The sequence below is a fragment of the Algoriphagus halophilus genome (genome assembly GCF_041729275.1).
In the GTDB taxonomy this organism is placed as follows: domain Bacteria; phylum Bacteroidota; class Bacteroidia; order Cytophagales; family Cyclobacteriaceae; genus Algoriphagus; species Algoriphagus halophilus_A.
The window spans coordinates 304181-325594 of sequence record NZ_CP146486.1; the positions used below are offsets into that span (position 1 = coordinate 304181).

A 21414-nucleotide genomic window follows, 5' to 3' on the forward strand; every position below is an offset into this window, starting at 1 on the left:
AGCTCACTTCTTTCAGATTTCAGTTGCAAATACATCCAATTGACTTAATTTTGAAATTCAATTTCGATCTATGACTGAAGAATCCGCATCACTCAATTTTCTAGAACAACTCATTGAAGACGATTTAGCTGCTGGCTTTCCAAAGGAGAAGCTTCGTTTTCGTTTCCCTCCTGAGCCTAACGGTTATTTACATATTGGTCATGCCGCTTCCATTTGCCTGAATTTTGGGCTCGGTGAACTGCATAATGCACCTGTAAATCTTCGTTTTGACGATACCAACCCTGCCAAAGAAGAGCAGGAATACGTGGATGCCATCAAATACGATATTCAATGGTTGGGCTTCAAATGGGCAACAGAATGCTATTCTTCGGATTATTTTCAGCAATTATATGATTGGGCTGTCCAATTAATCAAAGAAGGTAAAGCCTATGTAGATGGTCAGTCTGCGGAAGCCATGGCTGAGCAAAAGGGCACACCAACAACGCCTGGAGTGGCAGGTCCTTATCGAGACAATTCGGTGGAAGAAAACCTAGCCATGTTCGAACGGATGAAAGCCGGAGAATTTGAGCAAGGTAGTTATGTGCTCCGTGCAAAAATTGATATGGCTTCTCCTAATATGCTCATGCGGGATCCGATCTTGTATAGAATTGTGAAAAAAGCGCACCATAGGACCGGATCAGATTGGTGTATCTACCCTATGTATGATTGGACTCATGGTGAATCTGATTACATAGAACAGATATCGCATTCTTTATGTACCCTGGAGTTTAAAATGCACCGGGAATTATACGATTGGTTTTTAGATCAAATTGTAGATCCGAAAAAGTTAAGGCCAAAGCAACGGGAATTTGCCAGAAGAAACCTGAGTTACACGGTAATGAGCAAGCGGAAATTGCTCGAACTGGTTCAGTCCAAAACTGTTTCTGGATGGGATGATCCTCGTATGCCTACCATTTCTGGATTGAGAAGAAGGGGCTATACCCCAGAATCCATCACACATTTCAGTGAACTTTCTGGTATATCAAAGCGTGATTCTGTAACGGATGTTTCTTTATTGGAATATTGTATCCGAGAACATCTAAATAAAACGGCTACACGTGTGATGGCGGTGTTGGATCCAATAAAACTGGTTATAACTAACTATCCTGAAGGGCAAACAGAAATGCTCCAGGCAGAAAACAATCCAGAAGATCCAAATTCTGGAACTCACCAAGTGCCTTTTTCAAGAGAACTGTATATAGAACGCGAAGATTTTAAGGAAAATGCTGGAAGTAAGTATTTCCGTTTAACATTGGGAAATGAGGTTCGTCTTAAAAGTGCGTACATCATTAAAGGCGAGTCTGTGGTAAAAGATGCTGCTGGAACTATTACGGAAATCCACTGTACTGCTGATTTGGATTCTCGATCTGGAAGTGGTACCGAAGCGAGCACCAGAAAGGTAAAAGGAACCTTGCATTGGGTATCGATTCAACATGCCATTAAAGCAGAAGTTCGTGAATACGATCGTTTGTTTTTGGATGAAGCCCCAGATAGTCATGAAGACAAGAATTTTATGGAGTTTGTCAATCCTAACTCCTTAAACGTAATCAAAGAAGCTTATCTGGAACCGTACTTGCAAGATGCCAGCTTAAGTGATAAGTTCCAATTCCAACGTTTGGGCTATTTTACACTTGATAAAGACAGTACGGAAGAGCAATTGGTATTTAATAAAACAGTGGGGTTGAGAGATTCTTGGGCCAAGCAAAATGCTGTTCCGTCATCTCAACCAACCCAACCGGCCAAACAACCTAACCCCAATGCTGGTCAAGGACAAGGTCAACGTTCGGCCATTAATGAAATTCAGAAAATTGCGAAAAAATACACCAATCTCTCCGGCGATAAACTGGCTGCTGCCAGAGCAGATATCGCTAAACTTGCTGAGCAGGTAACATATGAAGAATTGGAACCTTTGTTTGGGACTGCCGCAAAAAAAGTGGGAACCCGCATCGGAGCGATGATTACATTAGGAGTTCTGCTCAACAAAGGTCAAGAAAGAAATAAGGAAATTGATGCCTTTATTGCTGCGGGGCTTGCAGATGGAAATGAGCAATTGGTAGAGGAAGCTAAGGCTATAGGCAATGGAAGCAATCAGTAATCCGTCTACAAAACTTCATTAGAAAATGCTCGCTGTTTTTTTCAGCGAGCATTTTTATTGAAAAGCAGTTGAATGGATACCCTCCTCCATCGAACTACTTATTGAATATCAATTCTTCTAATTATGGGACTTAAGTAAAAAGTCTTTTCAATTCATCCCGCTTCATCCGGGCAATGGGTACCTGGCTCCCATCATCCATCAAAAAATACCCACCTTCGGTCTTCACATATTTTCGAACATGTTTCATATTGACCAAATGTGATTGGTGCGTACGATAAAAACGTTGGTCTTTCAATAACTTTTCAAAATGCCCCAGATTTCCAGAAAGTAATACCGGGGGTTCGTTTTCCATGAAAACTTTGGTATAGTTTGCCTCTGCTTGTAAACGGATAATGTCACTCACCCTGGCAAAAATTACTTCCTCCTGAGTAGCTAGTGCAATTCTCCGGTCTTGGTCATGACTTAAGTTATAGGATAACAGGTCAATTTTTTCTTGTTGCCCTATTTGTTCCTCCAACTTCTCTACTGCATGGATCAATTCCTTCGGGTCAACTGGTTTCAGCAAATAATCCAGTGCGCTATACTTGATGGCTCTTAGGGCATAGGAATCATAAGCCGTAACAAAGATGATTTTAAAGTCAATACCTCCTGCTTCATTTAGAAAATCAAACCCACTTCCCCCTGGCATTTCAATATCCAAGAACACCACGTCTGGTTTCGTTAACTGGATTTTATCCAAAGCCTCTTTTGCAGAAGCTGCTTGATCTATAAACCCTATTCCTGGACAATGCTGTTCCAGCAAGCGTGTTAGTAATTCACGATTGCCTTCCTCATCATCGATCAATAATGCATGGTATTTCATTATTCAAGAGGTAGCTTTATTCGAACTTGGACTCCAACCCCGTCTTCTCTGTTTTTGATATCGACAGATGCCTCGCCCGCGTATAATTTATTTAGATTTCGGATTCTTTCCTCACTTAAATGCAATCCTGAAGAACCAGTAGTTGGTTTTGATAAGCCTGGTCCATTATCCAAAATATCTATAAGGAGCAATTGATCTTTTTGCTGAATATCGATTTGAATAACTCCATTTTTACCCATTCCCGCAACTCCATGTTTTACTGCATTTTCTACATAGGGTTGAAGTAGCATCACAGGGACCAATTGATGGAGTGATACCTGTTCAGAAATTTGGATTCGACTTGTAAATGAGAAGCGAAGTTGCTCCAGTTCCAGGTAGAGTTGAATAAGGTTTAATTCCTGCTCCAATTCATGAAACTGGCTGTTTGAAGCAGATAAGACTTCCCGTAAGAGCCTGGACAATTTTGTGATGTAAGTATTCGCAGCTTCATTTTTTTGCTGACTCACTAAGTTTTGAATGGAACTCAAAGCATTAAACAGAAAATGTGGATTCAGTTGCGCCCGAATTGCTTTTAATTCTGCTTCCGTCAATTGCTTAGCCCATTCGAGTTGCTTTTTTGTTTCTCTTGTTTGTTTCTGTAGGCAATGAATAAAATACCTCCTATCAAGATTACAACTAGGATTGAACCACCGATTAGTGTAGGAGTCTCCAGCCACCATGGCTTTAGGATCGTAAATGGATAGCTAAGTGATAGTTCTTCAGGCGCACCTTCAAATGGTTGGACATAAAAGGTATAATCACCGGGAGAAAGATCTTCATATAGAAAAAGGGCAAATGGATTTTCAGGGTCATATCCTTGTAGACTTTCATGAAAACCAATTAGCTGGACCTTTGCATCTTCAGTTAATTGATCTACCACAAAGTAAAGACCATTATCCTTATAGGGGAAGGATGGATTAACCGGTAACCCCCTCTCATTCAGCTCATCCACATACTCTACATCTGACCAATTGTATTGGGAAGAATCGGGATAAGATGAAAAGATGTTTTGAAACTGATAGGCGACAAAGTTGCTAAAGTATTCAGCAGGATAAAGATCAGATAGTTCCAAAGAGGAATACCCGACTTTCCATGTGATGGCCAGCGTATCTCCCGCTTGTTCATCAATGAATACATAGCTCTGCTCAGATCCTGGAGAAGAACTCATACTGAACCCATTCATTTTTACTTCTGGCCTATTGATGTACTGAAGTTTATTATTGACGACTAAAGCGATGTCGGTGGATTGTATAGAATCCGTATTGATGCCAAGTGAACTACCTTCAGGAATAATCAAATTGATGGGTAAGTGGGTTTCAGGCTCAAAGCCTTCACATAGGCTATCAATTGGATAGTTTATTTGATCCTTGTAAACCCGGATTCCTACTTTAAGTTTTCCTTTTTCTACAAAGTGTACCTGTGCTTGTAAACTGAAAGCATGGAGTAATAAATAGATGCTAAAGAGTAATTTTTTCATTTTTGGATAGTGTTTTATCCACATAGACAACTTCTTGGAAGCTGAACTTCTGTGAAAATATGGTTTTTATTTTAATTTGGATTTGAGTAATAATTCCTGCCCGTAGATGGATTGCTGGATAGGAATTGAAAGGGAAGCATATAGATCTAAATAATCATCAGGAGTCAATTGATCAGAGAGTAGGCAAAAATTCGGGAGTAAGGCGGCTATCATTTGCTCTTTATGCCTTTCTACATACGCTTTTAAAAGTGCTTTCCGGTCAACTTCCGTGATCTGATTTAATTTTTTAGCAATAATTCCAGCGGTAGAATGGTCTCCTGATTCCTTCGATTGATCATAGATCTCTTTTAATTCATCCCAATGTTTCAGGAGCACTTTGTCCTCTTCCAGGTAAGATTTGAGGATAATATCGGATGAGGAACCGACCACCCGTATGCTATCAAAATGAGCTGTTTCTCCTACAATCAAGAGGTTAGAATTCTCCAGCATAAATTCAGTCAGCTTTCTATTCGTACCATCTTCTGTCAGGTAAATTATCTGAACAAAATAGGGGAACTCAGCTTTTCCAGAGAAATGAAAATCACCGTTAAAGGCAGGGATTTTTTCAAATCTTGGTGCAGAAGGTGTATCAAAATGCAGCACTGACAATGAATCTGCCTGAAGGCCCTTAACCTTCCCATTCACCTGAAATCCAGATTGTCCATAGCTGATAGCTCCGATTAATAGAAGTAGGATTGTTGCCAACAATAATTTGAAAGACTTCATCTTTTTTTCTTCAAATCTGGCTGATCCCATCGGCACATGTATTAATGAATGTAGATTACTCTGGTGTGGATGTATATTCGGACATACGCTTTAGGATTGGTAATAGAATGGGGCTAGATCTTAGGGTTTTCTTATATTTAACTGAACATCAGTAATTTGTGGTGAATTAATCCAAAGGATGAAATCGAATTCACATTTTCAGGGAAAAGTAATTTGGATTACCGGAGCATCCTCTGGGATTGGGGAAGAGATGTGTTATCAATTTTCGAAGCTGGGGGCCCAATTGATTATTTCAGCTAGAAATGTGGGGAAATTAAAGAGGGTCAATGCCCAACTGCCTAGAAATCCTGGTTCGGCAAAAGTTCTTCCTCTTGATTTAGAAAACCTGTCTGAACTCCCAGAAAAGGTTCAAAAGGCTCTGTCCTATTTTGGACGAGTGGATATTCTTGTGAACAATGCTGGTATAGCAGTCCGGGATTTTGTAAGAAATACTGCTTTGGAAATTGATCAAAAACTAATGAATATCAATTATTTGGGTCCTATTACCTTAAGTAAATTATTATTACCCCAATTTAAAGAACAAGGCCATGGACAGATAGTGGTAATCAGTAGTTTATCCGGGAAATATGGCGTTCCAAAATTAGCTGCATATGCTGCACCAAAACATGCGTTACATGGATTTTATGAATCCTTAAGAAGTGAGTTAGTAGATTCTGGTATTGGAATTACGTTGATTATTCCTGGAATTATTCAGACAGATATCACGGCTCATGCTGTATTAGGGCAAGGTGAAAATTATGGAAAAGTGGAAACAGCTTTTAAAAATGCCTATCCAGTAGAAAAGGCAGTCAAAAAAATGATTACTGCAATTCAACAAGGCAAGGAGGAATTTTATGTGGGAGGTGCAGAAGGTTTTACGCTTTGGCTTAATCGCTTTTCACCTTGGTTGCTACGTAGGTTTATTAGAAATCATCCGTTGAAAAAATTAAGGACTTTCAAAAGGAAGTTAGGGATAGGAAAATGATTTCATGAAAATCAATTCAAAAGCATCGTGATTCTTGTTCATTCAGAACCACGATGCTAATTGATAAGCTTATTTTATAAAAGAGGTTTCAAGAACATTTTTATATCCATATGGCCTAAAAATATATGGGATATAAAAACATTGGGTGATAGCCAATAGGACGCCGATTTGGTCGCTGGTACCGCTAGTCGTGCCCGTAGCAAGCAATATAAATAGGATAGGTAACATTCCTAAAAACAAATAAAGCAAGGTTCTGTTCTTTTTAGTCCATGGAATAAATGTTTCTTTTCCCTCTGTCCTAAAAACCATGATGATCAATAAAAGGGCAAGGATGGCAAGAGGTAATACAATGGTAGTGATGGATACATGAACATTCATGGTGTCCCCATGAAACATCGTGTCTCCATTTTTTAGGATGTCGAATAGCAAGTTGCCAAATACATTGAGCCACCAAATACCCAGCAAGCCTCCATATAGTTTTCTGTTTTTCATGCGATAAAGTCCAAAAATGACCGCGGCATATAGACTCATTTGGAGAATGAGGAAAATGAAGGATGGAGTGACTCCTGCCCCATTTATTGTTAGACCGAAATAATTTGTCCCCCAAGCATAGGATGTTCCATCAAATAGTGATCTGATAAAAGGAAGCCACACGATCATAAACGTGAGAGAAATAAACAAAGACAGGACATTCGTCCAAATGTTAGGTGTTCGAAATGCTGGTAGATTTTTCATAAGAGATATGTTTTTTCTCTTGGACCGGAAAAAATCCTTCCTCGTTACAGTATTTGACACCTTTGGGGTGAAATTCTGGTATTTGGGTTCAATGACTTATTTTAATTGTAACAATAAGTTGGAAGCATAGGATCGTGATACTGGAATCGACTTTGCAACATGGTCCAACTTGATCATCCCTTGCTGATTATTCCCTTCATAATTTGCTAAATGGAAAAGATTAATGGTATAGGAACGATGACATCGAACCAATGCAGGATGAAGGTTTAGGTCTTCAATTTTTTCAATGTAGTTCTTACCAATGTTTTCTCTTCTTTTCCCTGATGTAAATAATGTATTGCCACATAATTGTCTTCGGGTTCCAGATAAAGTAGGCTTTCCAAAGCAAAGGACTTAATCTCACTTTGGTTTTCTGAAGGAATTTGAATGATTTTTATTCCCTCTTTTTCATGATCGATGGAAGTCTCTGAGCGATGTTGGACCTGCTGTATTTTTGCATAGAAATAAATGGCTACTAAAGGGATGATGCTAACAGTGGTGAAGTTTCCAATAAATTCAAACCAGCTTTTCCAATGGAAGTCATGCCAATTTCCTAAATAGTTGTAGGCTAAAAAAATAAAGGTAGCTGTGTATACATTTGTCCAGAGTAACCAAAGAAGGATGTGCCATTTATAAACTTCATTTTTAAAAATTATAGGGTAAAGCACAAACTCGTTTATTAACAATATGATACAAACCAATACTCCCAGGCCGAACATGGTGATGGTAAAAAGTGGTGTTACCTCCTCCTTAGGGTCATAGTTATTAACGCCAAAGGGTTGAAAAAACAGCATAAACAAGCTGAAAAATAGGCTTGTGGCTAGAATAGCGTAAAATTTTTCACGCTTACTCAATTGGAAAAACTGCTCGTTCAAAAAGGATGTCATAGAAATACTATTCCCATGAAAATATCAAATTTTGATCGAATAGTATTTAAATAGTTGAGAAACAGTATTTTCAATAGATACTGATTTTCGTTGGCTATCCTGCGATTTTCTAAGGCTTATCCCTATATTCCATAAACCATCAACTTTACAAGCAATCCACCATCTATGAAAATTGTAAAAAAGCTGTTTTTGGCCGTATTTGTTTTGGCCATTATTGTAATTGCTATTCTTCTCTTTAACACCTTTCGTTTAAGTTCTAAACAAGTAGCACCTCAGCCTATTCAAGAAGTAGCCATTTCTGAGGATGTTTTTGATCATCTTTCCGGAGCCATCCAATTTCAAACCATTTCTTTCAGCGAAGATGCCATTCCTGATTCTGCTGCATTCAATGGTTTTCACGCTTATTTAGCGGAAACCTTTCCTCAAGTTCATGGAACCATGGATCTGACCAAAATCAATCAATACAGTCTGTTGTATAAATGGGAAGGTTCAGACGCTACTAAAAAACCAATTATTCTGATGTCCCATCAAGACGTGGTTCCAGTAGACGTACCAACTATGGAAATGTGGGAAGCCCCTCCATTTGAAGGAAGAATTACAGCAGATCATATTATTGGTCGAGGTACCTTAGATGATAAATCTTCTTTGGTTGCGTTATTGGAAAGTGCAGAGATGCTTATCAAGGAAGGATTTAAGCCTTCCCAGACGATCTATTTTGCATTCGGTCATGATGAGGAAGTAGGAGGTGGAAAAGGTGCTGCAAAAATTGCTGAATACTTTGAACAACAAGGAATCTCAGCTGCATTTACGTTGGATGAAGGAGGAATGATTACCGAAGGAATGGTTCCCGGTGTGGATCAGCCCGTATCCATGATCAATGTGGCAGAAAAAGGGTTCGCTTCTTTTCGGTTGATTGTGGAGACGACAGGAGGACACAGCTCTGCTCCTCCTCGAGAAAACACCATTGGTATTTTGGCTCAGTCTATTGTGGATTTGGAAAATAACCAATTGCCTTACCGAATGGTGGAACCGGTTCAATACCAATTGGACTATTTAGGTCCAGAATTGCCCTTCATGCAAAAGCTTGCTTTTGCCAATCCTTGGTTATTGCAAGGTCCTATTTTACGAGGACTTAATTCCCATACTACGACAGCACCGACCATCATTGATGGAGGAGTAAAAAACAACGTGATACCTACTGTGGCTGAGGCGACTATTAATTTTAGGATATTACCAGGAGAGACCATTGAATCTGTTCAAGCTCATATTGAATCTATCGTAAGCGATAAAGTACGGGTGGAGCCTGTAGGTTTTTGACCAACCCCTCTCCTTCTTCCAGCATTGATTCGGAAGCCTATAAGTTCTTGGAAGCCACTATTCGTTCGGTATTTCCTGAAACAGTAGTTGTTCCTGGATTAATTGGCGGAGGTACCGATGCCCGTTATTTTTATGGAATTTCTGAAGGAGTTTATAGATTCTACCCTATTCGTATTTCACCGGATGGGATGAAAAGATTTCATGGAATTGATGAGAAAATCTCTAAAGAGAATTACAAAGAAATTGTTCAGTTTACTTACCAGCTGATGAAGAAGTTCGGTTGATCGTAAGCTTGAAAAAAGCGCAGATACGATTTAAAGAGATAGGTGTTAACCGATGGTACTAGCATCTAGAATTAGTGCCTAGAGTCTCTTTAAATCGTATTCTATTTTCTATTGAAACAAAACCCAAGAATCACCATTTCCTGGAACAGTCACTTCAATTTCCACAGAAAAATCACGGTTAAGACGGAGATTAGTAGATTCTCCGGACTTAGTAGTCACTTTAGTTTGATCAGTAAGTCCTGCATAATAGAGAGGAACTTTTATCTTTTTGGTAATCTCATGATTGGTAGGGTTATAAACCATCAGCATGCCTTTCTCTTCTCCTGAAGGATTAACATTCAACCAATAATCCAGATCGTTCCCAGTAGCTCTTTTTAAATGGATGATATCTCCTTCCAACACCTGACGATGCTCCTTGTACCAATCCACCATGCCTTTCACCATGTTTTTGGTTTCTTCTGTGTCAAAAAGTCGAGGTCCTCGATAACAGGCCTGAACACCTGCACCTAAATTACTGGCCATCATCATTTCGTAATGTGCCAAATGTTCGTTTAATGGTTCGATGGTAGCAGCTTCTCCACCTCCGTGATATTCGGTTAAGGGAACAAACATCCAACCCATGGTGGAAGTCTTCTCCCAGGTACCATCATAAATATTTTGACGGGCATGAACCAATTGCTCATTTCTTGGCAGACTCCAGTTTACCTCCCGGTATCCCATCGCAATTTTACTTCCTCCAGTCATGAAATAGTAATCAGGAATATTCAGATATATGCCTTTTGATCGGCTCCATTTGTAGAAATTGGAAATGGTACGATATTGATTCCAGCGACTATCATTTAATCCCTTGTGTCCGGGATGATCTTCTGAAGCACATACATCTCCAGGATAAGAACCATCATGTTCCAATAAGGTAAAACCCGATTTCTCATAAAAATTATATAGCTTCCGGAAGTAGGCTTGTCCCCATTCACTTTCAATACAAGGAGAGTTTCCAAAAGTAGGCCTCATCCCCTCTGGCATGACCACATCAATTGAAGCATCGATACTTCTGGAAGCGAGCAAGGAATAGCCTCCTATTTCTACTCCCATACTTTTGGCATAATCCGCGTATCGCTTCATTTCTGCAAGATACTCCTCGCTATCGTCTTCTATGTTAAATCCACTTCCAAAAGTCAAAATGACCATTTCAAATCCCACTTCTGCAGCTTGATCAATGGCTGTTTTCACACGTTCCCAATCTGCAAATCGAGCATGCATCATCAAGGGATTTTCTGTAGTCCAAGGGGCAAGAGTTTTATACATCCTCCTCATCGCAAGACCTTTCCTTTCCCGATCATAACTATCATGAGGTAACACAAATGTTCGGAAAGAAGTAAATTCCTCTCCTGGGCTAATGGTTTGATCTGGACCATATTCAGGGCTGACCTTCAATAAGCTAGGGGTCTGTCTTAGGTAGTTTACTTGAGTAGAATAGTCAGGATCCGGTAACCATTTTACCAAATGTGCATTTGCATCATCGGCTGACATACTAGCAAACGCCATATCCGTTTCTACATGAATATTGGGTTTTTAAAAACTGTATTTTCTCTTACTTCAACTTTGGATTCATATTCTACTGCAGCGATGATCTCACTGGTAAATTCATCTAGATTGATATCCTTTGCACTTTGATTTTTGACAGTGATCCACTTTCCGAATACGGGGATACCATCATACAATTCGTAATGCACGGATACCGTTACATCTCCAGGTTGTAAGCTGTTTTTTACAGATTGATCTATTGAACCATATAGTGCAAAATCAAGGACTTGTAGCCGAACCAATTCTCCTAATTCATCCGCATCCTGTGCATTTCCTTTTCCATCACTTTTTCCAATCCTAACATGGGTTGGCATACTTGAAAAAGCAGGTAGGGTTTCAATGGTCATCCAGACACCATTTTTTGGTTTGGCTTCACAATACACTGCTTCCTCAGTGATTCGAAATCTCAAAGACCAAGGGGTAGAAAGGTCCAATTTTTGTCTTCCACCAGCAGCCCTGATTTGTTCTTTGCCGTTCCAAAGTCCAAACATAGGAATTCCATCATCAAAGTTATTTCCGCCCGGTTTTAAGAAAAATTTGATAGTTTGATCAGGCCATACCAAGGTGATCCCAGGACCATATTCTTTGGATTGATCGGTACCAGTACTAAATGTGGCTTCAATGATTTTGGTATCCTCTTCCAATTTCCGCTCTACATATACTGCGGTGTTTTGAAGGGTGTAGATCTCACCCATTTTTCCCTCATTTTCAAATGAGGATCTTGGATGTGAAATAGATTCATGAGTGCTCCAAGTTGGGTCTAGTTCATTGAATTCAGTGGAATAGATTTTTTCCTTGCCAAGAAAACTTGGAAGAGGGTCATCAGATTCTAACAACTTGTTTTGTTCAGGTAGTTTGAAATCCAATCGAAGGTGAACCCCTTTTGGAGGCCAAGGTCTATCCGAATCCCCATAGCGCACTTTAGCCCATTCAAATGGAGTTTCTGTTACCAGGATTTCGTAGCCATCAAATTGCATAGCTGCGTTGGAATTATGGAGATTCTTAATCCATTCCTCCTTTAAAAAGGCATAGTTAGGCTGTCCTTTCAAACCTCCTACTTCATAATTAACCCCGTTGATCTGAATTTCTGCCTCTGGTTTTACTCCTCTTAGATAAGATTCCCCACTTGTTAAATTATCCAGTCGAATGGTTGCTGCATTTGGAGAGATTTTAATCACTCGTGTTACCAAACCATTCGTAAGTTCCAATTCTCCTGATCCCTCAATAATTTTTGCTTTGTAAGATGAATTATCCAAAAGCCAATCCGTTTGGGAATGCGCGGATTGAAAAATAAAGAAGGTTCCTATTAAGAAAAGGCTAGGTAGTATTTTAAGGCTAATTTTCATTTGATGAAAAATGGGTTTTAACAAAGAAAGCTATGTCTAGTTAATTCCAAAAGAATTTTCAAAAAGAATGCATTCGAAAATCGAAAAAATAAGAAAAGTTACCAGGCAAATTCTTGCTATTTACCCCCATAATTTTGGGTGAATCCAAAAAAAGCGAACTCATAATTAATAGGAGTTCGCTTAAAGACAATAAATCTATTTTTCGACTTACCAGATTTTAATCCTTTCCTCCATTGGTTTAAAGTTTTTGTCACCAGGTTGAATATCAAAAGCTTGATAGAAAGGTTCAAAATTCATAAGTGGACCGTTGACTCTCCACATTGCAGGTGAATGGGAATTGGTATTGACATAAGTCCTCATATACTCATCCCGCACTTTTACTCTCCAAATATTGGCAATAGATAAACAGAATCGTTGATCCGGGGTATACCCATCTATCCTGGTGGTGTCCTGCCCTTGTTCTGTGAGTTTAAATGCATCATAAGCAATATATATTCCTCCATTGTCTGCTGTATTTTCTCCAATGGTCATGGCTCCTTTAATGTGAACAGAATCCAATACTGTAAATGAATCATAGCGGTCGATCAATTGCTGCGTTTTGGCTTTGAATTTTTCATAGTCTTCTGTAGTCCACCAATTTTTCACATTTCCATCTTTATCAAATTGGGAACCTTGGTCATCAAAAGCATGAGTCAATTCGTGTCCAATCACCATCCCTATTCCTCCGTAGTTCACGGCATCATCTGCATAAAAGTCAAAATAAGGGTATTGAAGAATCCCTGCCGGAAAGACGATCTCGTTTAAAGAAGGATTGTAATAAGCTGTAACAGTGCTAGGTGTAGTGCCCCATTCTGCCCTATTAGGGGCTTTTCCGAATTTTGCCAACTGGTATTGACTTTCATCTTTTCTAAGGGCTATTACATTTTCGAAGTATTTGGTTTTATCAATAGAGACGTTGTATTCTCTCCATTCATCAGGGTAACCGATCTTTTTGGTAATGGAATACAATTTTTCTTTTGCTTGGGTTTTGGTACTATCACTCATCCAATCCAGCTTGTTGATTCTATTCTCAAAAGCCTTTTGCAAGTTATTGACCAATGTTAATACACGTTGTTTTGCATCTTCATTGAAGTATCTTTTGACATATAATTGTCCCAAGTCAAAACCCAACTGTCTGTCCACTTTCTGTACCATTTGTTGTGCTCGAGTCAATTGAGTGGATTGTCCAGAAACAACCTTCGAATATTCAAAAGCTGCATTTTCGAAAGGAGTACTTAAGATATCTGCATAGTTAACCAAGGTGCTTGCTTTTAAATAGGTTTTCCAATCCTCCAATGGAACTGATGCAAGCAAGCTGTTCAACCGTTCGTAATAGGCTGGTTGCCTAACGTCTACAGAATCTGCAGGAAGACCTAACTCCGTTAGAATTGCTGGTAGACCAATTTTTGGATTTTCTTTTTCAATAGCATCCACAGACAACTTATGGTAGTTTTCTTTTACAACTCTGCGCTGGATTCTAGTTTTATGGGATTCTGCCAAGGATTTCTCCAGCTCATAAGTCTTTTCAGCGGAATTAGTAGCCTCTGTTTCTGTACTACCAGTCAATTGGAATAGGGTGGCCAGGTAATGTTGATATGCCTTTTGAATACCAATGGTGGAGGAATCAGTATTGAAGTAGTAATCCCTGTCAGGTAAGCCTATACCTGTTTGGCTAAGATGAACAATGTTGATGCTACTGTTCTCATCATCTGGCGATATTCTTAACCCAATTAGGGTTTGATTATTTGACTTCAATTCAGAAGATACAAATTGGTGTAAGTCGGAAAGGCTGCTGATGGCCTCAATTTGTTCTAAAATTGGAATAATGGGTTCATAGCCTCTCGTATTAATGGCAGCTGTATCCATTCCAGAGGCGTAAAAATCCCCTACTTTTTGTTCAATACTCCCCTTGGGATGCTCTTCTTTTGATACTTCAGTTAAAATATTTTCCAATAACTGTTTTTGGGGAATATTTAAAAAGGAATAGGAACCTACTCCTACTTGATCATCAGCTATCTTGACGGTATCATACCAAGTTCCATTGACATGCATGAAGAAATTATCCCCTGGACGAATGGCAGGATTGATTTCATCTACTTTGATAAAATGCTCCCGAACTTGCTCTTCTTTCATGTCAGGACCAGTGGTACAAGCTGCCAGAAGAGCCAGAGAAGCGTAAAAGATTTTTTTCATAAGGATGGTGGTCTTTTTAAGTCAAGAAATTTAGCTGAAAATGAGCAGGATGCAATTCCCTTTTACATAAAGAAAAATAACTTTTGAATGGAGGATCTATTTGGAAATCTTTTAAAATAAAAAAGGCCCCAACAATATAATACTGAAGAGGCCTTAGATCGAAATTGATTCATATTATTTGAAGTCTTTTTCTTTACTTCCAATACCCTACTAACTTCTTGAACCGTGGCTGGAGCATCAAATTTAAAATACCCAGACAGACCTCGTTCCAATCTAGAAGCTCGAATGGCTGATTTGATTGCAAAGAATACACTGGTGGCCAACACCAAAGGAGGCTCCCCTACTTCTTTAGATGAAAAAGCCCATTAGGATTTTCAGGCACTTCTGAAGAGTTGGATCTTGGATACAAATAAGTATTCATTTCCAATGGGATGGTGGTGATCGCCGGTGGCTTATAGGTCCAGGTGTTTAGGGTATTTAACCTTCCTTTTTCCTCTCCTTTAGGTTCAAAGACCAATTTTTCTGTCAATACATATCCCACTCCTTGTACAAATGCTCCTTCTACCTGACCTATGTCAATGGCAGGGTTTAAACTCCATCCCATATCAAAAACAATATCAGATTTTAAAATCTTTACCTCTCCAGTGAGAATATCTACCTCTACCTCCGAGCAGGCGGCAGAAAATGTAAACCCTACAAAGGAGTCCACCACCCCAGCTGTACTTGGGACCTTGGCTAAATCAATTCCTGGGATCGCCTTGTTTTCACCGTTTGGTTTGAAGGTCATGGCAGGAATTGGAGTGGTTCCTCCGGGAATCGGTGCTGTAAATGATGCTATTAAGTCTATCCGATATTGATAGGCCAAAGCCACCAGATTTTGCCAAATTAATTTAGGATGTTGATCGATGGGTCTTTTTATGGAAGCAGACCAACCTGCTTTGCCATGATTCCAAAAGTCAATTCCCTGTTCTTTACACCAATCTTCTCCATGGTCTTTTAAGAGCTTGTAGCCAAATTCGGTAATTCTACTTCGCATTTTCTCACAAGCTTGCTTCACTGCTTCTCCATTATAGGCAGTTCCGGTAGAACCTCCGGTACTTGTGGGATTGGGAATGCTTTTGGTAGTTGGACTGTGTATTTGAATTAACTCCATAGGAATATTCAGCACGTATGCGGCTACTTGTTCAACTTTGGTCATCATACCCTGCCCCATATCTACTCCTCCTTGATTGATAGAAACACTTCCATCTCCAGAATACACCGAAACAATTGCTGCTGCCTGCTCGATCATGACCAAATTATAACCGGAACCGTATTTTACCGGAATCATATACACGCCTCTTTTCTTCCATTTATTGGCTTTATTGAATGCATTGACCTCTTTGAGCTTTTTCCGGTAATTGCTTTTTTCTTCCACATATTTCCAGACATCCCGCATGTAGCAATAGGAAAGGGCCTGTCCAAATGGTGTGACATCCCCTCTTACATACATGTTTTTCCTTCTAAATTCCACAGGATCCATTCCGATAGAGAATGCACCATCATCAATCGCATTTTCTAAAATGAGTTTGCCTTGAATATCTCCAAAGGCTCTCATGGCCGTATTAGGAGCTTTATTGGTTCTACATACATCTAATTGACTTTCGAAATTTTTGACCTTGTAGGCATTGTCAATTCGTAATTGAACACAGTTGGATACGATATAGGAACAATCATAAAATGCTCCTCCGTCTGCCCAGATCTTTAGATGCAAGCCTCTGATGATCCCCCGGTCCTCTTCCCGTAAATTGCCCTGATCTACAGCAATTTGGTACTGACCATAATATCCATGACGCTTTCCAATCATCGCAGTATCATGTTCCCGCTTCATTGCCAGTCGGATTGGTCTATTCAGTACATGGGCCGCTACTGCCACTGGAGCTGCAACAAATTTTGCTTGCTCAGTCTTTCCTCCATACCCTCCTCCTAATTGTCTGATGTCCACATTCACTTTATTATGCTCTGCAGCCAAGGTACTTGCGACTGTTTGGTGCATTTCCATGGGACTTTGGGAAGAGGGATGAACTAAGATTTGGTCATCATCTTCTGGAAAAGCTACGCAGGCTTGAGTTTCCATATAAAAATGGACTTGTTCTCCCGAAATCTGGGTGTTTTCTACTACTAGGCAGGAAGCCCCATCTATTTTCTCTTTTCTTAAATTTGGGGATTTATCCAAAGGGTCCTTGCTCAAATTTACCCAGTAAAGCTCCGTACCGGGTCTGGTGATTTTCCATATATGAGAAACGAAGGAGGCTGTACTTGGACAGTCTGGAAAAATGCTGCCTTTTTTAATGGCGTCCTCAATAGAAACAATGGGCTCTTCCCAACTTTTATCCCATTGATCTTTTCCTTCATTTTGCCAGGTGATAGGAGAATAACCTACGCATTTACAAGAGGCATATTCTGCGATTTCAATAGCATCTTGCTCTGTTTGTGCGATGACCATGGCAATGACTTGTCCAGGATAAAGAATGTTTTCTGTCGCAAAAATAGGTTGATCAAAAGCCATCCCCTGTAGGTTCATTCCCCAACAGGGATATCCTTTGAATTGATCAGTTTAAAAAAGGAAGGAAATTTATTCCTGAGAATACGTTCCAAAACTTCTTCATTAATATTCTCTTTCGAGTAAGGATTTATAAAATGATAGTTGCCAAGGGATTTTTAGATTGAATAAATGCAGCATTCTTACCCACGGGAGGAAGTGAGATCTCATGCGTATAATGTACTTGTCCCATGGCTTGATGAAAGGCCATTAACTTGATGTATGGTTGAGAAATAGGTTTCTTAAAGTCCTGAATTTGATAGGATTGAATCCCATTACTTAAACCCCAGTTTCCCCAATTAATCTTTCCTGCTGATGAAAGGTCAGTTGGCACCCCTTGGGTTGATTTTTCTAAAAGGGTCCTGATTACTGCTTTATATAGAAATGAAATTGCCAAGTTGGTTTTGTACTCATCGGTAAAGCCCTCGGATGGAATGGACTCATATCTTCCATGATTTTCCCATTGATTCAACTCCTTTTGAACTTCTCTTCTTAGGATTACAGTCAATTTGGGTAACAGGTCTAAGTCTAAGGTCTTGCCCTTTAACCATTGTTCTGAACTAGAAGCTTTCCAAGCAACAGGGGCAATTCCAGCATATACGATGGAAACTTCTTTTACTTTTAAATTCTGGTCAAGTTCTATCCTGGTACAATTGTTAACAATAGAATGGGAATTCACTTCTCTCAGCGCCACTTTCTGAGATAAGGTTACCTCATTTGCATTTCCAAAAGGAATAAAATATCCCAAAATGATTAGATCGTGTACCATTTCAGGTGCTTTTAATACTTGCTGAATCAAAGCTGAAATCTTGATAAGGGATTCTTTGCCTGACTTCACCTTTAGAATCCTGATGTCAGAATCCGTTCCAAAGAGCGCCGTAAATAAATCCGATGGAAAAGGTGGGCCACTTTGAATATGTTTTAATTCAAGCATGGTATTGCCTGCAATAGATGCCGCATTTCTAACGATCATTCCAGCTGTTCTATGGACCATATATTGAATAGCTCCTATTCTAGAAGTTGGAACTAATTTTTCTTTTTTAATGAGCAGGTCTAAATAGGTTAATAGTTCAGAGTATGTGGTGGAAGCACCTACTTCAATTCCTTTCTCACTTTTGGAAATCCCATATAGTTCAGGAATTAATTTGATATCCACGAATAATTTGAACTTGGGGAACTCTTCAGCATATACCCCAAAGGAGGTATTTCCAAAAACGATTCGGGTGGTATCAGGCGGGTTTTTTCTCAAAATATCTTTCAACTCATCCAAAGTCTCTGGGCTAAGCCATTTCTGGGTGGAGTTTAGGATAGAAATAGGTGGCAATGCCATCCTTGCAGCTCTTGGAAATGGGATATTGATGGACTCATGAACAAGTACTTGGTGACATTTCTCCTCCGTTAAGCACTTCATTCGTTGGGCCTCATCTTCTGCACTCCAATCAGAGGCAAAAGTTTTCATTCCAGTAAGGATAGATCTGTATCCCGTACATCGGCAAATATTCCCATCGAAAATTGATTCAATTTCCTTTTTTGTAGGCGAAGGGTTTTCTGCTAAAAATGCCGACATATTCATGACAAATCCCACCGTGCAATACCCACATTGAGTTCCATTGTTGATTGCCAAGCGGTGGGCGACTGGGTTTATCCCCTCATGCAAATCTTGATTTTCCTGCTCAGATAAACATTTGGATGAGATGGATTTCGTTGAAATTGATGCTAGCTGCTGCCTAACTTTTTCCTTTCTACTTGTACTAGAGTCAAGTAGCTCCGCTTTGTTTTTATTCCAGGTTGGAGGGGTGTGACAGCTAAATTGGAGGCTCCCCTTGAGGAAGAAGGTGTAAAAGTCAAATGTTTGTTTTCTGGTCTTTTAATACCTCCTGTACCTTCAATAGTGGTGATAGCCATCCCTCCCAAGGCACAAACCGGCCTTAGACAGGAATTAATTGACTTGTGTTCGGCTGCCTGCTTTTTTTCATTCCAGGTAGATAAAATGACAGTACAAGCACCACACCCCCCTTGGCCACATCCTTTTTGGCTCCAGTTAGTCCTACTTCATTGGATCGTAAATAATCCAATAAGAGCAAGTCAGGTTTTGGGTTGTTAATGGTAACTTCTTCTCCATTGAGGAAAAATGAAACGCTATTGTTCATGGTATTGAATGTTAAAAAGGAAGCTCTAGCGGTTTAAGAACTTGCCGGTCTTGTGATAAAAAGTTTCTTGAAATTCTTCTGAAGGTAAGTGAGGGTACTTTCCTGTTCTTTTGGAGGAATACCACTCAGGTCCTTCACTATTTTGGCCATGGTTCTATGTAAATCATTTACATGAGATACATCGACTTTTGTATCCCAAGCCAAAGGAGTTACCTCAGGAAAATCAGTTCTTGCCTTTGAAAGTGTCAAGACTCCTGATAAGCTTGGTGCTGCTTTATCGCGTTCTGTTAAGTTTCCTTCTAATTGAAAGCATTCCTGAACGGTCTTGATAATGGAGGTATGGTCATAAGGAACGTAGCCACTGGGTCTGGCAATAAGCCCTTCTGAAATGTAAGGGTTGATTAATACACAGGGAACCCTCACACCAAATCGATTAAAAAGGAAGCCATCTTGTCCTGGAGTATTCGTTGGATCAGGGTTTTTGGCTTCTCCGGGAGGTGCTACATGATCATAACATCCTCCATGTTCATCATAGGTAATGATCAGTAAGGTGGAATCAAATACCTTCGAGTTTTTGATTGCCTGGTAGACCTCAGCAATTAATTGCTCCCCAGGTCTGATATCATTTGGTGGGTGTTGATCATTTTGATTATCTCCCCATAGGTTGGCTCTAAAAATGAATAACTTGGTATATTTCCTTCCTGACATTTCTGAATAAATTGATCCAATGTTCCAAAATTGGAATCGTATTTTGAATCATGTAATTCAGTCATGCAGAGTCTGGTTAGGGAGAAGTAATCATTTTCAAACTCTCCTGCCGCATCTGACTCTTTCTTTCGCTCAGAGGTTGGCATTAAATTGTTTCCAAAAATCCCCCAGCTTAAATCGGTTCGCTTTTGATTATCAATGGCCTCTTGGATCTGATTATAAATGGTTTTCTGATCACAAAAAGCATTGGGAGAATTGTTGACATTTCCCCCAGAGGTAGCTGCATGGACAAAACTTCGATTTGGCAAGGTTTGACTTGGGACTGAACAATGATATTGATCACAAACTGCAAAACCTTTAGCCAATCCAGATAGCACTGGAGTCTGTGCAGGTGTGTAACACTTCATGATATCCCGCGGATTAGTAGGGTTGTCACCAAAGCTATATGTTCCATACAACATGGCATTTTGGTAATTTTGAACAAAGCCCATATTGACGGGAGCTGGGGTATAGTTCTCAGCTACCTGGTAGAAGCTAAATAGTTGGTAATTGGTGTCTTTAAAGCCTTCTCCTGGATCTGGATCTGGAAGGCAAAAATTCACGGGATTATCTACCTCTTTTCCGTATTTATACTTTTTCTCCCCATTCTGCTCTACTCCCACTTTTTCGATAAATGGAATACCATCTGAATCGATGTTATCTAATGGGTTCCAAAGACCATCATTTAACCCTTCAAATTCCTGGTTATTACAAGGCTTTTCGTCATAGTACAACCAACCCAATAAGTTGTCAAAAGATCTATTTTCCAGCATCAAAACCACGATATGATTGATGTTATTTTGTAATCTTTCTTTTTGTTCTTCTAAATATTGGCTCATGGTTGTTGGGGGTCATTTGGTTCTACTTTTGGGGATCCGTCACGGTTCATCATTACCGGTAATCGTTCGTATTCACTGGTCCAATAACCTGCTACATCTTCGTCTTTCCATTCCGTAAAATATCCAAGGGCAAGTGAAACCTGCAGAGAGAAATCACAGGATGTGGCATTGTCAGTGTAAGGGGTGGCACATCTTAAATTTTGGAAATATTTTCTGAATGCCTCTGCTTGTGTTTCCGTCAGTTTTGTCAATTGTCCCATGGCATTGGTGTCTCCAATAAAGGCTTCTTTTGGAACCAACGGAGCTACTTGTGGAAATTCAGCAGTAGCATGACAAGACATGCAGGAAGATGTGTTTAAATCCACAGGGCCA

General features: G+C 39.6%; 22 protein-coding genes. 5 read left to right on the plus strand and 17 right to left on the minus strand.

The window, feature by feature from the left end:
- Nucleotides 1–70 precede the first annotated feature (70 nt).
- Nucleotides 71–2134 carry a glutamine--tRNA ligase/YqeY domain fusion protein gene (locus V8V91_RS01615; protein WP_373398466.1) on the plus strand — a complete coding sequence of 688 codons (2064 nt, stop codon included), beginning with the start codon at nucleotides 71–73 and terminating at the stop codon, nucleotides 2132–2134.
- Nucleotides 2135–2264: 130 nt separating this feature from the next.
- Here the strand turns inward: V8V91_RS01615 and V8V91_RS01620 are convergent, their stop codons facing one another.
- The 4 genes from V8V91_RS01620 to V8V91_RS01635 all read right to left on the minus strand — a co-directional run bounded on the left by V8V91_RS01620 (nucleotide 2265) and on the right by V8V91_RS01635 (nucleotide 5277).
- Complete coding sequence (locus V8V91_RS01620; RefSeq protein WP_373398467.1) at nucleotides 2265–2996, minus strand: LytR/AlgR family response regulator transcription factor; 732 nt, start codon at nucleotides 2994–2996, stop codon at nucleotides 2265–2267.
- Complete coding sequence (locus V8V91_RS01625; RefSeq protein ID WP_373398468.1) at nucleotides 2996–3586, minus strand: sensor histidine kinase; 591 nt, start codon at nucleotides 3584–3586, stop codon at nucleotides 2996–2998. Before V8V91_RS01625 ends, V8V91_RS01620 begins: the two co-directional genes overlap by 1 nt.
- Nucleotides 3583–4512: a hypothetical protein gene (locus V8V91_RS01630; protein WP_373398469.1), complete on the minus strand. Its 930-nt coding sequence runs from the start codon at nucleotides 4510–4512 to the stop codon at nucleotides 3583–3585. Before V8V91_RS01630 ends, V8V91_RS01625 begins: the two co-directional genes overlap by 4 nt.
- Nucleotides 4513–4578: 66 nt before the next feature.
- On the minus strand, nucleotides 4579–5277 hold the full coding sequence (locus V8V91_RS01635; protein WP_373398470.1) for a DUF4369 domain-containing protein: 699 nt from the start codon (nucleotides 5275–5277) through the stop codon (nucleotides 4579–4581).
- Nucleotides 5278–5455: 178 nt separating this feature from the next.
- Here V8V91_RS01635 and V8V91_RS01640 point away from each other — a divergent pair, with 178 nt between their 5' ends.
- A complete protein-coding gene (locus V8V91_RS01640) occupies nucleotides 5456–6301 on the plus strand; it encodes an SDR family oxidoreductase (protein WP_373398471.1) in 846 nt (281 codons plus the stop codon).
- A 69-nt stretch (nucleotides 6302–6370) separates the two neighbouring features.
- Here V8V91_RS01640 and V8V91_RS01645 read toward each other — a convergent pair whose 3' ends face one another.
- The 3 genes from V8V91_RS01645 to V8V91_RS01655 form a co-directional block, all read right to left on the minus strand.
- Entirely contained in the window at nucleotides 6371–7036 is a 666-nt protein-coding gene (locus V8V91_RS01645; RefSeq protein WP_373398472.1) for a ubiquinol cytochrome C oxidoreductase, read from the minus strand.
- 96 nt (nucleotides 7037–7132) lie between these two features.
- Nucleotides 7133–7288 (minus strand): LytTR family transcriptional regulator DNA-binding domain-containing protein, encoded by a 156-nt coding sequence (locus V8V91_RS01650; RefSeq protein ID WP_373398473.1) that lies wholly within the window; start codon nucleotides 7286–7288, stop codon nucleotides 7133–7135.
- A 14-nt stretch (nucleotides 7289–7302) separates the two neighbouring features.
- A complete protein-coding gene (locus V8V91_RS01655) occupies nucleotides 7303–7962 on the minus strand; it encodes a hypothetical protein (RefSeq protein WP_373398474.1) in 660 nt (219 codons plus the stop codon).
- Between the two features lie 165 nt (nucleotides 7963–8127).
- Here V8V91_RS01655 and V8V91_RS01660 point away from each other — a divergent pair, with 165 nt between their 5' ends.
- On the plus strand, nucleotides 8128–9279 hold the full coding sequence (locus V8V91_RS01660) for a M20/M25/M40 family metallo-hydrolase (protein WP_373398475.1): 1152 nt from the start codon (nucleotides 8128–8130) through the stop codon (nucleotides 9277–9279).
- Nucleotides 9276–9563 (plus strand): M20/M25/M40 family metallo-hydrolase, encoded by a 288-nt coding sequence (locus tag V8V91_RS01665; RefSeq protein ID WP_373398476.1) that lies wholly within the window; start codon nucleotides 9276–9278, stop codon nucleotides 9561–9563. The genes V8V91_RS01660 and V8V91_RS01665 overlap by 4 nt, the downstream gene beginning before the upstream one ends.
- 108 nt (nucleotides 9564–9671) lie before the next feature.
- Here V8V91_RS01665 and V8V91_RS01670 read toward each other — a convergent pair whose 3' ends face one another.
- From V8V91_RS01670 to V8V91_RS01680, 3 genes are all read right to left on the minus strand, one after another.
- The gene (locus V8V91_RS01670; RefSeq protein WP_373398477.1) at nucleotides 9672–11108 is read right to left on the minus strand and encodes a hypothetical protein; all 1437 of its coding nucleotides are present in this window, start codon (nucleotides 11106–11108) and stop codon (nucleotides 9672–9674) included.
- Between the two features lie 8 nt (nucleotides 11109–11116).
- Complete coding sequence (locus V8V91_RS01675) at nucleotides 11117–12493, minus strand: hypothetical protein (protein WP_373398478.1); 1377 nt, start codon at nucleotides 12491–12493, stop codon at nucleotides 11117–11119.
- A gap of 207 nt (nucleotides 12494–12700) precedes the next feature.
- Nucleotides 12701–14725 (minus strand): M13 family metallopeptidase, encoded by a 2025-nt coding sequence (locus tag V8V91_RS01680; RefSeq protein WP_373398479.1) that lies wholly within the window; start codon nucleotides 14723–14725, stop codon nucleotides 12701–12703.
- A 225-nt stretch (nucleotides 14726–14950) separates the two neighbouring features.
- Between V8V91_RS01680 and V8V91_RS01685 the strand changes: the two genes are divergently transcribed.
- The gene (locus V8V91_RS01685) at nucleotides 14951–15094 is read left to right on the plus strand and encodes a hypothetical protein (RefSeq protein ID WP_373398480.1); all 144 of its coding nucleotides are present in this window, start codon (nucleotides 14951–14953) and stop codon (nucleotides 15092–15094) included.
- Here V8V91_RS01685 and V8V91_RS01690 read toward each other — a convergent pair.
- The 7 genes from V8V91_RS01690 to V8V91_RS01720 form a co-directional block, all read right to left on the minus strand.
- On the minus strand, nucleotides 15066–17288 hold the full coding sequence (locus V8V91_RS01690; protein ID WP_373398481.1) for a molybdopterin cofactor-binding domain-containing protein: 2223 nt from the start codon (nucleotides 17286–17288) through the stop codon (nucleotides 15066–15068). The two genes, V8V91_RS01685 and V8V91_RS01690, sit on opposite strands and share 29 nt — an antisense overlap.
- 109 nt (nucleotides 17289–17397) lie before the next feature.
- Nucleotides 17398–18963, minus strand: a complete 1566-nt coding sequence (locus tag V8V91_RS01695; protein ID WP_373398482.1) for a 2Fe-2S iron-sulfur cluster-binding protein — start codon at nucleotides 18961–18963, stop codon at nucleotides 17398–17400.
- Nucleotides 18964–19022: 59 nt separating this feature from the next.
- Nucleotides 19023–19298, minus strand: a complete 276-nt coding sequence (locus V8V91_RS01700) for a hypothetical protein (RefSeq protein ID WP_373400847.1) — start codon at nucleotides 19296–19298, stop codon at nucleotides 19023–19025.
- Entirely contained in the window at nucleotides 19235–19456 is a 222-nt protein-coding gene (locus tag V8V91_RS01705; RefSeq protein ID WP_373398483.1) for a hypothetical protein, read from the minus strand. Before V8V91_RS01705 ends, V8V91_RS01700 begins: the two co-directional genes overlap by 64 nt.
- A gap of 33 nt (nucleotides 19457–19489) precedes the next feature.
- Complete coding sequence (locus V8V91_RS01710) at nucleotides 19490–20164, minus strand: alkaline phosphatase family protein (RefSeq protein WP_373398484.1); 675 nt, start codon at nucleotides 20162–20164, stop codon at nucleotides 19490–19492.
- Nucleotides 20056–21042, minus strand: coding sequence for an alkaline phosphatase family protein (locus tag V8V91_RS01715; protein WP_373398485.1), 987 nt, complete (start codon nucleotides 21040–21042; stop codon nucleotides 20056–20058). The genes V8V91_RS01710 and V8V91_RS01715 overlap by 109 nt, the downstream gene beginning before the upstream one ends.
- On the minus strand, nucleotides 21039–21407 hold the full coding sequence (locus V8V91_RS01720) for a hypothetical protein (RefSeq protein ID WP_373398486.1): 369 nt from the start codon (nucleotides 21405–21407) through the stop codon (nucleotides 21039–21041). Before V8V91_RS01720 ends, V8V91_RS01715 begins: the two co-directional genes overlap by 4 nt.
- Nucleotides 21408–21414: the final 7 nt, after the last annotated feature.

Excerpts from the sequence above, each read along its gene's own strand:
- V8V91_RS01705 (WP_373398483.1), bottom strand. The coding sequence starts at position 19,456 with ATGAACAATAGCGTTTCATTTTTCCTCAATGGAGAAGAAGTTACCATT.
- V8V91_RS01660 (WP_373398475.1), top strand. The coding sequence starts at position 8,128 with ATGAAAATTGTAAAAAAGCTGTTTTTGGCCGTATTTGTTTTGGCCATT.
- V8V91_RS01675 (WP_373398478.1), bottom strand. The coding sequence starts at position 12,493 with ATGAAAATTAGCCTTAAAATACTACCTAGCCTTTTCTTAATAGGAACC.
- V8V91_RS01690 (WP_373398481.1), bottom strand. The coding sequence starts at position 17,288 with ATGAACCTACAGGGGATGGCTTTTGATCAACCTATTTTTGCGACAGAA.
- V8V91_RS01670 (WP_373398477.1), bottom strand. The coding sequence starts at position 11,108 with ATGGCGTTTGCTAGTATGTCAGCCGATGATGCAAATGCACATTTGGTA.
- V8V91_RS01710 (WP_373398484.1), bottom strand. The coding sequence starts at position 20,164 with ATGTCAGGAAGGAAATATACCAAGTTATTCATTTTTAGAGCCAACCTA.
- V8V91_RS01680 (WP_373398479.1), bottom strand. The coding sequence starts at position 14,725 with ATGAAAAAAATCTTTTACGCTTCTCTGGCTCTTCTGGCAGCTTGTACC.
- V8V91_RS01630 (WP_373398469.1), bottom strand. The coding sequence starts at position 4,512 with ATGAAAAAATTACTCTTTAGCATCTATTTATTACTCCATGCTTTCAGT.
- V8V91_RS01615 (WP_373398466.1), top strand. The coding sequence starts at position 71 with ATGACTGAAGAATCCGCATCACTCAATTTTCTAGAACAACTCATTGAA.
- V8V91_RS01635 (WP_373398470.1), bottom strand. The coding sequence starts at position 5,277 with ATGAAGTCTTTCAAATTATTGTTGGCAACAATCCTACTTCTATTAATC.
- V8V91_RS01640 (WP_373398471.1), top strand. The coding sequence starts at position 5,456 with ATGAAATCGAATTCACATTTTCAGGGAAAAGTAATTTGGATTACCGGA.
- V8V91_RS01645 (WP_373398472.1), bottom strand. The coding sequence starts at position 7,036 with ATGAAAAATCTACCAGCATTTCGAACACCTAACATTTGGACGAATGTC.
- V8V91_RS01715 (WP_373398485.1), bottom strand. The coding sequence starts at position 21,042 with ATGAGCCAATATTTAGAAGAACAAAAAGAAAGATTACAAAATAACATC.
- V8V91_RS01655 (WP_373398474.1), bottom strand. The coding sequence starts at position 7,962 with ATGACATCCTTTTTGAACGAGCAGTTTTTCCAATTGAGTAAGCGTGAA.
- V8V91_RS01620 (WP_373398467.1), bottom strand. The coding sequence starts at position 2,996 with ATGAAATACCATGCATTATTGATCGATGATGAGGAAGGCAATCGTGAA.